10 protein-coding genes are annotated in these 13500 nt (G+C 65.6%); 5 read left to right on the top strand and 5 right to left on the bottom strand.

Annotated elements, in window-relative coordinates; translation table 11 throughout:
• Positions 1–341: 341 nt before the first annotated feature.
• The 3 genes from B7Z66_03485 (at position 342) to B7Z66_03475 (ending at position 7183) form a co-directional block, all read left to right on the top strand.
• Positions 342–2384, top strand: coding sequence for a glycogen debranching protein (locus tag B7Z66_03485; protein ID OYV77796.1), 2043 nt, complete (start codon positions 342–344; stop codon positions 2382–2384).
• Positions 2381–5116 (top strand): glucosidase, encoded by a 2736-nt coding sequence (locus B7Z66_03480; GenBank protein ID OYV77782.1) that lies wholly within the window; start codon positions 2381–2383, stop codon positions 5114–5116. Before B7Z66_03485 ends, B7Z66_03480 begins: the two co-directional genes overlap by 4 nt.
• Before the next feature lie 372 nt (positions 5117–5488).
• Positions 5489–7183: a gamma-glutamyltransferase gene (locus tag B7Z66_03475; protein ID OYV77795.1), complete on the top strand. Its 1695-nt coding sequence runs from the start codon at positions 5489–5491 to the stop codon at positions 7181–7183.
• A gap of 33 nt (positions 7184–7216) precedes the next feature.
• On the opposite strand, the gene B7Z66_03470 is transcribed toward B7Z66_03475, so the two are convergent.
• From B7Z66_03470 to B7Z66_03460, 3 genes are all read right to left on the bottom strand, one after another.
• On the bottom strand, positions 7217–8008 hold the full coding sequence (locus tag B7Z66_03470) for a hypothetical protein (GenBank protein OYV77781.1): 792 nt from the start codon (positions 8006–8008) through the stop codon (positions 7217–7219).
• A 166-nt stretch (positions 8009–8174) separates the two neighbouring features.
• Positions 8175–9026, bottom strand: a complete 852-nt coding sequence (locus tag B7Z66_03465) for a hypothetical protein (protein OYV77780.1) — start codon at positions 9024–9026, stop codon at positions 8175–8177.
• On the bottom strand, positions 9026–9358 hold the full coding sequence (locus tag B7Z66_03460) for a hypothetical protein (protein ID OYV77794.1): 333 nt from the start codon (positions 9356–9358) through the stop codon (positions 9026–9028). The genes B7Z66_03465 and B7Z66_03460 overlap by 1 nt, the downstream gene beginning before the upstream one ends.
• Before the next feature lie 431 nt (positions 9359–9789).
• Here B7Z66_03460 and B7Z66_03455 point away from each other — a divergent pair, with 431 nt between their 5' ends.
• The gene (locus B7Z66_03455) at positions 9790–10125 is read left to right on the top strand and encodes a hypothetical protein (GenBank protein ID OYV77779.1); all 336 of its coding nucleotides are present in this window, start codon (positions 9790–9792) and stop codon (positions 10123–10125) included.
• 130 nt (positions 10126–10255) lie between these two features.
• Complete coding sequence (locus tag B7Z66_03450) at positions 10256–10786, top strand: hypothetical protein (protein ID OYV77793.1); 531 nt, start codon at positions 10256–10258, stop codon at positions 10784–10786.
• Between the two features lie 13 nt (positions 10787–10799).
• Here the strand turns inward: B7Z66_03450 and B7Z66_03445 are convergent, their stop codons facing one another.
• Together B7Z66_03445 and B7Z66_03440 are read right to left on the bottom strand one after the other, a co-directional pair.
• On the bottom strand, positions 10800–11675 hold the full coding sequence (locus B7Z66_03445; protein ID OYV77778.1) for a hypothetical protein: 876 nt from the start codon (positions 11673–11675) through the stop codon (positions 10800–10802).
• Positions 11676–11787: 112 nt separating this feature from the next.
• A complete protein-coding gene (locus B7Z66_03440) occupies positions 11788–13485 on the bottom strand; it encodes a potassium transporter TrkA (GenBank protein ID OYV77777.1) in 1698 nt (565 codons plus the stop codon).
• Between the last annotated feature and the right edge of the window lie 15 nt (positions 13486–13500).

The following is a 13500-nucleotide window of genomic DNA, read 5'->3' as shown; positions in this document are numbered from 1 at the left end:
TACCCGGGGCTGTCAGCCGGGGGACTGGAGCATCATGAGATGTGGGGCCTGATGCTGCTGGTGCTCACCCTGCGCGGGACCGGGGCGCTGTCCGTGGACTGGCTCCTCGGGCGCTGGATGGGCGGCGCCGCGGCGCAGGACACAGGTCGATGATGCAGAGTTGCCGCAAAATGACCCGGCAGATGATCTCCCAGGAGCAGGAACACTCCCTGCAGGGCTGGGCGTGGTTGACACTGCGCCGCGTCGCCATGATCACTGTCCGGGACGGGGGTTGAAACCCGGTGTCCCCGGAACCGGCGAGCCCGGCCGCACGTGCCAGGAACTCAGATGGGGTTGCGCCGCTGCCCGGGGGGATCCGCTTCGGTCGTGAGGTCTGCGGCGATTTGGCACAGGGCGAGCGTCGCGAGTGGTGGCTCGCGAACGGCACGGGTGCCTATGCCGCGGGGACCATCAGCGGCACCCTGACGCGGCGCTATCATGGGTTGCTGATCGCGCCGGTACACCCGCCGCTGGGCCGAATGCTGGTTTGTGCGAAGGCGGATGCAACCCTGAGCGACGGCGCTGGCTACTGGCCGCTGCACGCCAACCGGTGGCGCGGCGGTGCGGTGGATCCCGCCGGCTTTCTATCCCTCGAATCCTTTCATCTGGACGGGCGGCTGCCGGTTTGGCGTTACGCCCTGGGACCCGTGGCCGTGGAGGCCCGGGTGTGGATGGCGCCGGGGGCGGACACCACCTACGTGGCTTGGCGTCTGGCCCCGCCCGCGCGCCGCGACGCCGCGCCATTGCGTCTCGAAGCGCGGGTCCTGATGAATGCCCGCGATCACCACGGGGTGATGCCGCCTCAGGGTTTTGCGCCGCAATGGGTCGTGGAGGACGAGACGCGCATGGGTGTGGTCCATCCGGACGGGTTCACGCTCCATGTGCGCGCCTTCGGTGGTGCGCTGCGTCGCGCGGACTATTGGGTCGAGCACTTCGACCTGCCGGTGGAGCGCGCGCGCGGGTTGTCCGACGATGACAGCAATCTGTGCGTGGCGCACGCCGCCCTGGTGCTGACACCCGGGGAATGGGTCGGCATCGCCATAGGCCTGGCCCCGAATGACGCATCGGACATCGGCAGCGCGCTGCAGCAGGCGCGCGCTCGGCAGTCCGCTTGGCTGGAACACGCCAAACATGCCAACTCCGTATTGGCCGGCGCGCCCGCGTGGATCGACCAACTGGTGCTGGCCGCCGCGGATTTTTTGTTCACTCGGCCGGTGTCCGGTGCGCCGGATGGGGAGGGAGTGATTGCCGGCTACCCCTGGTTCGGGGAATGGGGCCGGGACGCCATGATCGCCCTGCCCGGGTTGACCCTCGCCACCGGGCATACCGGGAGCGCGCGGCAGCTCCTGCTGTCGGTCGCGGCGTTTGTGGACCAGGGCATGGTCCCGAACCGTTTCCCGGGGGACGGCATCGCGCCGGAATACAATACCGTGGACGCCGCGCTCTGGTACGTGGAGGCATGCCGCGCCTACGCGGCGTGCACCGGCGACCTGGATACCGTGCGGCGCCTGTTCCCGGTGTTGGAGTCGATCCTCGAGCACTACCGCGCCGGCACCCGCTATGGGATCCGGATGGATCCCGCCGACGCCCTGCTGTGGGCGGGGGAGCCGGGGATGCAACTCACCTGGATGGACGCGAAGGTGGGGGACTGGGTGGTGACTCCGCGCCACGGCAAACCGGTGGAGGTCAACGCGTTATGGTACAACGCCCACCAATCCGTGGCGGATCTGGCGCAAGCCATCGGCCGCGCACCCGACCCGTGGCTGGGACTGGTGGCGCGGATCCGCGCGGGGTTTCAGCGGTTCCGGCGCACGCCGGGTGCGGGCCTGTACGACGTGCTGGATGGTCCAGGTGGCCATGACGCCGCCTTGCGACCCAACCAGATCTTTGCGGTGAGCCTGCACCACAGCCCGTTGGACGAGGAGACCGCGCGTGACGTGGTGGACCTGTGCGGCCGGCATCTGCTGTGCTCCTACGGTCTGCGCTCCCTGGCGCCTGGGGAGCCGGGTTACCGCGAGCGCTACGAAGGCGGCGTCGTGCAGCGCGATGGCGCCTATCACCAGGGGACCGTGTGGGCTTGGCTGCTGGGCCACTACGCCGTGGCGGAATTCCGTGTGACCGGCGACGCCGCGGCGGCGCTCACCCGGTTGGAGCCGGTACGCGACCATCTGTTGGACGCGGGCCTCGGCACGATCAGCGAGATTTTCGATGGCGCGCCCCCCCACGCAGCGCGTGGTTGTCCGGCCCAGGCGTGGTCAGTGGCCTGCGTCTTGGATGCATGGTGGCGCTTGGAACAATCGCGCCGCGCTGGCGTTGGACCGGAAACAGGAGAGGAGACGGCATGAAACGCAAGGACGAGTCCGGTGCAGAGCAACAACGGATGGAGGCCCAGCGCGTGGGCCGGGAGGACTGGCACCGGTGGGGCCCGTACCTGGCGGAGCGCGCGTGGGGCACGGTGCGCGAGGACTACAGCGCGGGGGGTACAGCGTGGGAGGATTTCGATCATGATCAAGCCCGCTCGCGTGCCTACCGCTGGAACGAGGACGGCATGGGCGGTATCTGCGACGCGCAGCAACGCCTGTGTCTGGCGTTTGCCCTGTGGAACGGCCGTGATCCGATCCTCAAGGAGCGCGCCTTCGGGTTGACCGGCAACCAGGGCAACCATGGCGAGGACGTCAAGGAGCATTATTTTTATCTGGACGCGACCCCCAGCCACAGCTACTTGCGTTATCTGTACAAATACCCCCAAACGGCGTATCCCTATCAGTGGTTAGTGGAGGAAAACGCGCGCCGCGGCCGCACCGATTCCCCGTTCAGTCTGATAGACACCGGGGTGTTCCGTGATGGCCGCTACTGGGACGTGGAGATCCGCTACGCCAAGGCCGGTCCCGACGAGATCCATGTCCAGGCGCTCGTCAGCAACCGCGGCGACGCGCCGGCGACCCTGCATGTGCTGCCCCAGCTGTGGTTCCGCAATACCTGGTCCTGGGGCGACGCGGACGGGGATGCCCGGCCGGAACTCACCGCGGCGGAGCACCCCGAAGGGGCCGCATGGGCGGTGGATACCCGGCATGTCACTCTGGGCCACTGCCATCTGTATGGCCGACAGCCTGCCGAGTTGCTGTTCACGGAGAACGAGACCAATTATGAGCGGCTGTGGGGCGTCCCGAACCGCTCTCCCTATGTGAAGGATGCCTTCCACCGGCGGGTGATCGCCGACGACGCGCAGGCGGTGAATCCAGCGCACGCCGGGACCCGCGCCGCGGCGTGGTACGTCGTGACGCTCGAGGGCGGACAATCCCAGTGCCTGGAGATGGTGTTGTCGGCCAAGGCCCTGACGCGGCCGTTTCAGCAAAGCGAGGTGGTGTTCGCGCGCCGCGCGCAGGAGGCGGATGCGTACTACCAGGCGCTGCTGCCCGATGCCGGCGATGAGGACCGGCGTATCCTGCGCCAGGCCCTGGCGGGCATGATCTGGAATAAGCAGTTTTTTCACTACGACGTGGCGCGCTGGCTGGATGGCGACCAAGTCCGGCCGCCCGAGGGCCGGCGCCACGGCCGCAACCGTTACTGGCGTCACTTCGTGGCACATGACGTGCTGTCCATGCCGGACACCTGGGAATACCCCTGGTTTGCCGCCTGGGATCTGGCCTATCACTGCGCGACCCTGGCGCTGATCGACGTGGACTTCGCCAAGCAGCAGATCGAACTCCTGATCAAGGAGAACTACCTGCATCCCAACGGCCAGCTCCCCGCTTACGAATGGGCATTCGGCGACGTCAATCCGCCGGTGCACGCGATGGCTGCCCTCAAGGTGTTTCGCGCCGAACGCGTACAGCGCGGCGTTGGTGATCTGCATTTCCTGCACCGCGTGATGCACAAACTCCTCATGAACTACACGTGGTGGCTCAACCGCAAGGACGCGGATGGGCACAATCTCTTCGAAGGCGGGTTCATGGGGCTGGACAACATCTCGGTGTACGACCGCTCGCGGCCGCTCCCCCCTGGGTACAGCCTCAAGCAGGCGGACGCCACCGGGTGGATGGCGATGTTCGCGCTGAATATGACGGTTATCGCGCTGGAGTTGGCCACCGAAAATCCGGACTATGAGGACGTGGCGATCCAGTGTTATTCCCAGTTCCTGGCCATCGCCAATGTGATCTCGGGGCACTCGGAACAGTGCATTTCACTGTGGGATCCCGACGACCGGTTCTTCAAGGATCTGGTCGTGGGCCCCGACGGCGCATGTCGGCGCATCGACGTGTTCTCGTGGGTGGGCCTCATCCCGCTGTTCGCCTGCGAGGTTATCGACCGGCGGTTGTTGGACAAGGCCCCGCGATTCCGTGCGCTGCTCGACGAGCACAAAGGTGGCCTCTTCGATGGGCACTACATCTGCGCCTGTCCCCAGTGGGAGAACGAGCGGGGCGAGCACCTGCTGTCCCTGGTGGACCACACCATGCTGCCTCACATCCTCAAGCGCCTGATGAACGAGCAGGAGTTCCTGTCCCCCTACGGCGTGCGCAGCCTGAGCCGCATCCATGCCGAGCGCCGCGATCTCGGGATGCTTCCCGGCATCGGTGAGGCGGTGATCGAGTATGTCCCGGGAGAATCCGTCTCCGGAATGTTCGGCGGGAATTCGAACTGGCGCGGTCCGGTCTGGTTGCCCACCAACTATTCGCTGATCCAGGCCCTGGAGAAGTTCCATCGCTTCTTGGGAGACGGGTTCCGGGTTCCGGTGCCCTGTAAGGGAAACGAGGAGCTGACGCTGGAGGAGATCGCCAAGCTGATCGCCGACCGTCTGGCGGGGCTGCTGCGGCGTGGGGCGGACGGGACCATACCCGCCCTGCCGCCCGACAGCCCGTTCGAGTCCGATCCACACTGGCGTGATTTGCTGCTGTTCAACGAGTACTTCCACGCAGATACCGGCCGCGGGTTGGGCGCCTCCCACCAGACCGGCTGGACCGGACTGCTGGCCAACTTGGTGATGCGTCACTACCGGCGCGATATCCCGTCGTTCTGGCGCAGTCACAATCCGGCCTCGGAAACGGTGGTGCCGCTGCACCGGCCGGTCGGCGCGTGAGGCCCGGTTCCCCGCGAGGTCGCGTCTGTCCGCTGCCCTGGCGTCCGCGACGCGCGATACCGGTCGAGTTCACTTCGGTTGCCGTCCCAGGACCTACGCGCCCTGCCGAGGCATCGGCGCCGCGGTCACGGGGAGCGAATGCGTGGGCCGATGTGGCGTTCGGGTATCATTTTTGACACGCCCGGACCGGTGGCGGGCCAGGATTGCGCATCGGTGATGCGGCGCCGCGCTACCGACGCGGTAACCGATCCCGTTGGAGGCGGGTGCAGCGAGTTGGCCCGATCCCCGGAGGTGCGGCGGCGGTCGCGGCACAAGGCCGGTCAGAAACGCAGGATCAGAATCCTGCTGGGAGGATCGCCCGTGGGACCAATGATGCTTCGCAGCCTGCTAACGGCGCTGACCGTGGTTTTGGCGTTGGGAACGCCGCTGGCGCGGGCTGGCCCGCCCCAGCCGGTGCGCGCGCAACACGGCATGGTGGTCACCGCCCAGCATTTGGCCAGCGAAGTGGGAGTAGACATCCTGCGCGCCGGCGGCAACGCGGTGGATGCCGCGGTGGCGGTGGGTTATGCCCTGGCAGTGGTGCACCCGTGTTGCGGCAACCTCGGTGGCGGCGGGTTCATGCTGATCCACCGGGCCGATGGTGGCGACGTGTTTATCAACTTCCGGGAAAAAGCCCCTGCGGCGGCGCGCCGGGATCTGTTCCTGGACCGCAACGGAAATGTGATCCCGGGTCTGAGTACTGGTACCTACCTCAGCGTCGGCGTGCCTGGGACGGTATTGGGTCTGGACACCGCGCTGCGGCGCTACGGGACCATGACCCGCGCGCAGGTGATGGCCCCCGCGATCCGCCTGGCCCGCGCCGGTTTCGTGCTGCAGGCCGGCGATGTCCAGCTGCTGAATCAGCGCGCCGCGGACTTCGCGCGCCAGCCCAACGTGGCGTCAATTTTTCTCAAGGCCGGAAAGCCCTACCGTGCGGGCGAGCGGCTGGTGCAGCCGCAACTTGCCCATACCCTGGAGCAGATTGAGAAGCTCGGACCCGACGCCTTCTACCGCGGCGCCATTGCGGCCGCCGTGGTGGCGGCCAGCCGGCGCAACGGGGGCTTGCTGAGCCGCGCCGACTTCGCGCACTACACGGTGGAGGAGGAGCATCCGGTGGGTTGTACCTATCGCGGTTACCAGATCCTCTCCGCACCGCCTCCCAGTTCCGGCGGCACCACTCTGTGCGAGATCCTGAACGTGGTGGCGGGATATCCCATGGCGAAACTCGGTTTCCATTCGGCGCGTTCGATTCATTACCTGGTGGAGGCCATGCGCCGTGCGTATGCCGATCGCAACACCTATCTGGGGGACCCCGACTTCGTAACGAACCCCATCGCGCGGTTGCTCGCGCCCGCCTACGCGGCGCAGTTGCGCAAGGGAATCCGGGCATTCCACGCCACGCCGTCCGCACAGGTGCACGGCGGGCTGGGGCCGCCGGAGGGCGATGACACCACTCATTATTCCATTGTGGACGCCCATGGCAACGCCGTGGCGGTGACCTATACGTTGAACTATTTCTTCGGTTCCGGCCTGATCGCGGGCAACACGGGCTTTTTCCTCAACAATGAAATGGATGATTTCACGTCCAAGCCCGGGGTTCCCAATAGCTATGGGCTCGTGCAGGGGCCGCGCAACGCGGTGGCCCCGGGAAAGCGGCCGCTGAGTTCCATGTCCCCCACCATCGTCCTGCACAACGGACGGCTTTTCATGGTAACCGGCAGTCCCGGGGGGTCGCGGATCATCACCATCACCCTGGAGACGATCCTGAACGTGATCGACTACGGCATGAATATCGAGGCGGCGGTGGCCGCGCCACGCATCCATCAGCAGTGGCTGCCCGACGTGGTCTACGCGGAGCCGGATGCCATTTCTCCTCCGGTCCTGAAGGCCCTGGAGCAGATGGGATACTCGGTGGTGGTGCAGCCGCCGTGGGGCGCGGCGGAGGCGATCCTGGTGGATCCACACAACGGTCTGCGGGAAGGCGCGAACGACCCGCGGCGGCCCGCCGGACTGGCTGTGGGCTATTGAGCCGTCGCCCGGTTCCGCCGGCCTATCTGCGGCTCAGTAGAATTCCCACTCCATGCGCAGCCGTGCCACTTGTTGCTCGCTCGCCTTGGTGAGGCCGAAGGCCCAGCCGGCGAGGATGTGGAAGGTCGGCGTCGGGCTGTAGGTGAGGGCCGGTGAGATCAGCTGGACCTGCTGATCCCAGGGCGCCGGGTGGTTGAGTGCTCCCACGTCACCGTACCATTCCACGCGCGGTTGGAAGGTCTCGTTGAGGCGGTAGATGAGGGCCGAGGCATACATCAACTTCCAGCCGGCGGCGGTATTCGCGCCCTGAATCACTTTTTCGAAGATCGGGTTGATATCCAGCGTCCACATCCCGAAGTCCTTCTCCATGATGCCGCGCAGTTCCACCTCACGCTTGTCCTCATCCATCTTCGGTAGTTCGTACTCCACATACGCCCCCAGGTCCACGGGCAGTTCACCCTTCTGGAAGAAGCTCGCCCGCAGGTGATAGCGCTGGCCGGCAAAGGTGAGTGCGTTGCCGCGGCCCGGCTGGTGTACGGCATCGGCGTAGGCGGCGACTTCCAGGTGATTGGTGAGACCGTAGGTGGCCTCCATACTGGTCCGCGCCAGGTTCTGATTACCGCCCTGGGGCACGCGGGTGCCTTGCACCGTATAGGCCGATCCGCTCTCCAGTTCCAGCTCTCCCTTTGCGGCGGTGCGGTATGGGTAGACCTCCATCTCGAAATAGTTGAAGGCATAGGCGGGGGCCGATACCAGCAGGGTACAGAGCAGGGCGGCGGCGCGGGCCAGGGTGCTGCGCCGGCGTGTTGGGTGCTTCAGGGGCATGAAGGTTCTCCGTTCAGGGGACTGGGCACGCTCGGTTGGAGTGTCCCGCGGCCGGCGCCTAGTCCCGCGCCGACGCGGGCCGTATCGTTACAGCCGGGCCGCCAGAGACCAGGGCAGTCCGGTATCGGTTGTGCTGCCGTCTCTACGTTTGTCCTTATGGGCCGGTTCAGGCCCCAAGGGTCGCGGTATCCGGCGCGCTGGGGCTGGGTATTGCGTTGGTACTCCGCAGCCGGTACACCACGAACCCCCAGTAGGCGGTGTAGAGCAGTACCAACATCAGCGATGGGTGTGGCCGGTAGCCGGTGAGGGCCGCGACTACACCGCCGAACCGGGTGTTGGCGTCAAGGATCCAGGAGGTGTTCCACACCGGATCCACAAGGCTCGGCAGCACGCCCATGCCGATCAGCTGGGAGATGGCGCTTACCAGCATGCCGGCAGCGGTGAACAGCAGCACCACGCCGGTGATTCTGAAGAAGGTCCGGTAGTTCAAAAACCGCACGCCCCGGGACACCAGCCACGCGGTGGCCAGGGCCAGCGCGAATCCGGTGACGGCGGCGCCGGTCATAGCCGCGGGACCAGCGCTATGGGTTTCCATGCCCAGTCCATAGAGATACAGCACCGTCTCCGCACCTTCGCGCGCCACCGCCAACAGGGCGACCACCCCGATCCCGGCGAGATTCCCGGTGCTCAGTGCGCGGTCCAGGTTCGCTTCCAGGTCGTGCTTCAGGCGCCGGCCGTGACGATGCATCCACAGCACCATCTGGGTGAGCAGCGTGGCGGCGGTGGCCATCATGGCGACTTGGAAATACTGCAGGGCTTGGCCCTGCAGGTCGGTCTCGATGCGCATCGTTACCAGGGCCAGCAGCGCGCTGAGCCCGATACCGCCCGCTACGCCGGTGAACAGGTAACGCATGCCGCGTCGCCCGGTGCCGAGGCGGGTGAGGTAGGCATACAGGATGCCCACTACCAGCACCGCCTCCAGGCTTTCGCGCCATACAATGAACAGTACCGTGGCCATCAGGGCTTCTCCTGCTCGGCGACGATCTCGCCCTTTGCGGTATCCGGGTGGAAGTCGCCGAAAAATTTATAGCGTCCCGGTTTGAGTGGCCCGAGATACACTTCGATGCTGTGCCCCGGCGTCACGATCTGCTCGCGGTTCAGGTCGGTGCTCTCGAACTCCTCCACCGCCGGACCGTGATTGGTCACGCGGAGCTTGAATTTCTCGCCGGCGGGGACCTGCACGGTCTGCGGGTGGAAATGCCCCTGCTTGATAGACAAGTTGATGACTCTCAGTGTGTCGGCGTGCGCCGGTACCACCGCCCAGGCGAGGGCGAGAACGCTACCCAGCAGGGTCCCCGCCAAGCGGGGACCACGCGATTGCGAACGATAGGGATCAGCCATGGTGCTTGTTTCCGGGCTTCGTCTATGGGGATCTAGAACTTAACGTTAATGATAAACATTCGTATTGATGAATACAATAGCCCGCGTCAACTTCGGGGAACCCTTGCCCATCCCTTGGCTGATCTATTAAAATGCTGTTTTTAGTAATTTTTATTACTAAAACCAGCGTGATAAAGGAATGGTCCGAGGGCCGAGACGGGATCCGCAGCCGGTCTTACATCCCTGGTTCAGGTGCATCGGGATCGGGGGACAGCCGTTCAGCCTCCGTTCAGTCGCGTGGGTGCAAGCTATGCACCATGGGGATCGGCCCGTAGCGCTCGCGGATCGACCGGCTACGGATCCCGCCCCCCCTGGCTCAACTGATGCTCAAGGAGTGCGCAATGAAAAAGCTCATGATCGCCGCGGTGGCCGGACTGGCTCTGACCGCCGTATCCACACCGACCTTCGCCGATGGTGACGGCGGAGGCAATTTCGCCCTGGGCGTATTGTTGGGTAGCGTGTTAGCGCCCGCCCCCGTGTATCACTACTACACCCCGTCCCCGCCGGTGGTGGTGGTTCCGCGCCCCTATTCTTATCGTTACCGAGACTATGGCTATACCCCCTATGGCTACCAGTACCCGGATCGGAGTGCGGGCTGGCGGTCGCACGAATGGCGGGAACGGGCGTGGCGGCGCCACGAATGGCGCGAGCACCACCGCTACCAGAGTGATGATTGAGTACGAGGGCGAACGGTCCTTGCCATGGACGGCGCGGTGACCCGTGGGTAGCATCCGTACCGGGGGATGAGGCGGTTGTCCTCCAGAGGCGCAGAGGCAGGTGTCTATGAATGCCGAGTCACGGCGGGACATGCGCGCACCGCTGGATGTTCCCGGTGCATCGGGTTCTTTCGCCACCGGGGTGCTGTGCTACGCGGGCGCCGATCAGCGCGCGCTGCACGATCTGCTGGCACGTTACCGGCTGTGCCTGCACGCGGCTCCAGACACCGGGCCGATCCCAGGCAGCTATTGGGGGGCGCCGGAGGCGGGACTGATCGGAGCCACGCTCTATGCGGGCGCCGATACGCCGGTTCATTCGGTGCTGCACGAGGCGTGTCACTACGTATGCATGGCGCCGGAGCGGCGCGCCGGCGTGCATACGGACGCTGGCGGAGATTATCTGGAGGAGGGCGCGGTGTGCTACCTGCAGATTCTGTTGGCGGATTACTTGCCGGATCTCGGCCGTGTCCGCCTGATGGCGGACATGGATACGTGGGGTTACAGCTTCCGATTGGGTTCGGCCCGCGCTTGGTTTACCGAGGATGCCGAGGACGCCGGAGCGTGGCTGGAACGCCATGGTCTGATGCGGGACGGGATTCCCACTTGGCGTCTGCGCAGCTGATGTCCGGGAGACGTCAGGGGGTACGCTGGTCTCCTGCCTCGATCATGGTTGCCGGCGCATTTGATCGGGTCTGAGTGGGTCTTACCGCATCCGGTTTTTCGAAACGGATGTCGCCGTAATAGCTGACCGTTCTACCGCCGGTGTTGTCGGTATCGGTCATGATTGCTACCCCGGAGATCATGGGCGGATCCTCCCCGAACGCGCGCCGGTAGTCCTGGTAGAGGTTGCGTTCCTCCGTTACCCACTGACCGACCCGTGACCCGCCGGTCTCAAGTACCTGCATCATGACCCGATCGGTGCTGGGATTCGGCGCCCAGGCGCCGATGCGGCCGGCGCCGGTCCATAGGTAAGTGAGGGCCCGCAACGGCGGTGCGCTCCCATAGACCAATCGCGCGGCCTCATAGCGCAGCCGATCGATGGGCCCAAGACGCGCCGGATCATAGGCAAAGGTGATGTACAGGCGCGCCATGGCGTCGTCGCCGTCCTTGCGCGACAGACTGGTGCCGGCAAGGACCCCAGTGATTTTCCATCGCCAGCGCAGTACCGGGTAGACACGCGGATCGATGTGGACTTCCCGTACCAGTCCGGAGGCTGACGCATCCGCCTGCGCTCGTATCACCACCTGTCCGCCGTTTTGTACCAGGGTATATCTCGTATGCTTTCCGATCCCCGGAAAGCGCAACGGGCGCCAGCCTGGCGGAAGCTGTCCGCCGGGTCGCGCGGCGGAGAAATCCCCAACGTCCAGTGTGCCGGGTACCGCGGCGGCGCTGATGCATGGGCCGCACAGGATGAGGGCGGTAAGCAGCGCGGCGGCTCCGTGTTTCCATGCCGCCGGCCCTCGCGTGGGGCATAACACGGTGTCCGATCGATCATCAGGAGGTTCTGTCATGGCCGCTCTGTGGCTCGGTTACCCACGGCATCCGGGGTACCGGAAACTGGGTGCAGGGTAGTCGGAGGAGGCCATGCGGGGCGCCTGCCGGCTTGGAAGCCGGCAGCGGGTGCTAGTCGTTGCGGCGGGCCCATCGGCGCCACACATAGCCGTCGGGGTGCAGCACCCCGGACTGGACATAGCCTAACACGTTCTGGTCGCGAAGAATCCTGAACATCCGGGAGCGGGCTTCGGGATGCCCGCAGAACAACAGGCGGTCGTTCTCTTGGAGTGGCAACGGTTCGCCGGGCAGCAGCGTTTCCTCCTCGCCGCGCAGGAGCAGGAGCGCGAGGCACGGCAGGCTTCGATTCCGGTCCCCGGGATCCGCCAGCAGATGTGCAATGTGCACCTCCTGGCCCTCGGATAGCGCAGCGGCCACAGCCGCTGCGCGCGGGGCCTTGATCTCGACCGCCCACACGTCCGGAGTGCGGCCGCGCACGACGTGCCGCAGCCGTTCGACGAGCATGCCGGCCCATTCGTTGTTCTGGTGCCGGGCGAGGCGCAGAAATTCGGCCAGCATCGGGGTACGGATCAGGGTCAGGATCCGTCCCGCCAGCATCGACGCGCGTTCCATGACCAGATCCAGGGACGCGGCCTCGAACAGGGGGGCGTTGTCGCGTTCATTCTGGCGCGCCACCGTGAAGAGCGCCGGGTTCAGTGCGCGGGCGGTGACGATGATCGACAGGTTGTTGGCGTCGTCGTCGGTACCCGCCACGATTCCCACGACGCTCTCGATGTGGGCCTCGCGCAGGGTGACGGCTTCCGTCCCACGGCCGATCACCGTACCTTCCGGCGCATCGGTCTTGTCCGGCTCCTTCTCAATGATTATCGTCGGCACCCCCTCGTATTGCAGGTAGCGGTTCACCGATTTTCCGAATCGGCCGTAGCCGCAGAGTATCCAGGTGCCCCGCGGTGGATCGAGCCGGCGGGGCAGAGGTCCCCCGGGTCTCGCGGTGAGCCATTGGAATAGCAGGTGCAGGTCTGGAGAATGGAGGGCGCTCGCCAGGCGGTCGGCGAAGGTATCGAATGGGTTTGTGACCGCGTCGGTTCCGAAGGAGACCATATTGGCCTGGGTATCATGCGACTGCGCGCGGGAGATCACCTTGAGTGACGGGTTGAGCAGTTTTCCGGCGATCGCGATCCTGAGGTTTACCTGATCGTCCGGAGTCACGGCCACGGCCCCTGTGCACCAGGGGTGTTTCAGGCCGGCCAGCAGCAACGATGCCGGCTGGCTGGCGTCGGCACACAGCGCGGGGACCGGAAGGCCGAGGTTCTCCAGCGACAGTTCGTTGATCCGCTCCTGATCGCGGTCGAGTACGACTACGGCCATGCCGCGCCGGGTCATGGACTGCACGATCAGGTTTCCGGTGTCGCCATAGCCGCAGATGATGTGGAAGGGCTCCGTCAACCGGCGCACCTTTGCGCCAAACCGGGCTGCCCGGATCAATTGTTTGAAGGCCGGGTCCTGGAGCAGGGCGAGCAGGGTTCCGATCGCGTAGAACCAGGCGATCACACCGGTGTAGATGGAGAGCAGGATCCACAGCCGCTGCGCATCGGTAAACGGGTAAGGCAGTTCTCCGAAGCCGATGGTGGTCACTGTGTAGCTGATCACGTAGAATGCGTGGAAAAAATCGAGGTGATGGGCGTGCCCCGCGCCGTCCAGTCCCGGGACCAGCGTCAAGCCGAGTACCGCAACGGAATAGGCGCCGATCAGCACCAGCAGCGGTAGCCGCATGCGCCGCAGGACCAGGAACAGTACGCGATCCTGCATCACAGCCCCCTGGGG

The sequence above is a fragment of the Chromatiales bacterium 21-64-14 genome, assembly GCA_002255365.1.
Taxonomy (GTDB): domain Bacteria; phylum Pseudomonadota; class Gammaproteobacteria; order 21-64-14; family 21-64-14; genus 21-64-14.
The sequence above is the reverse complement of the archived record's forward strand: the minus strand, read 5'-3'. Positions and strand labels throughout refer to the sequence as shown.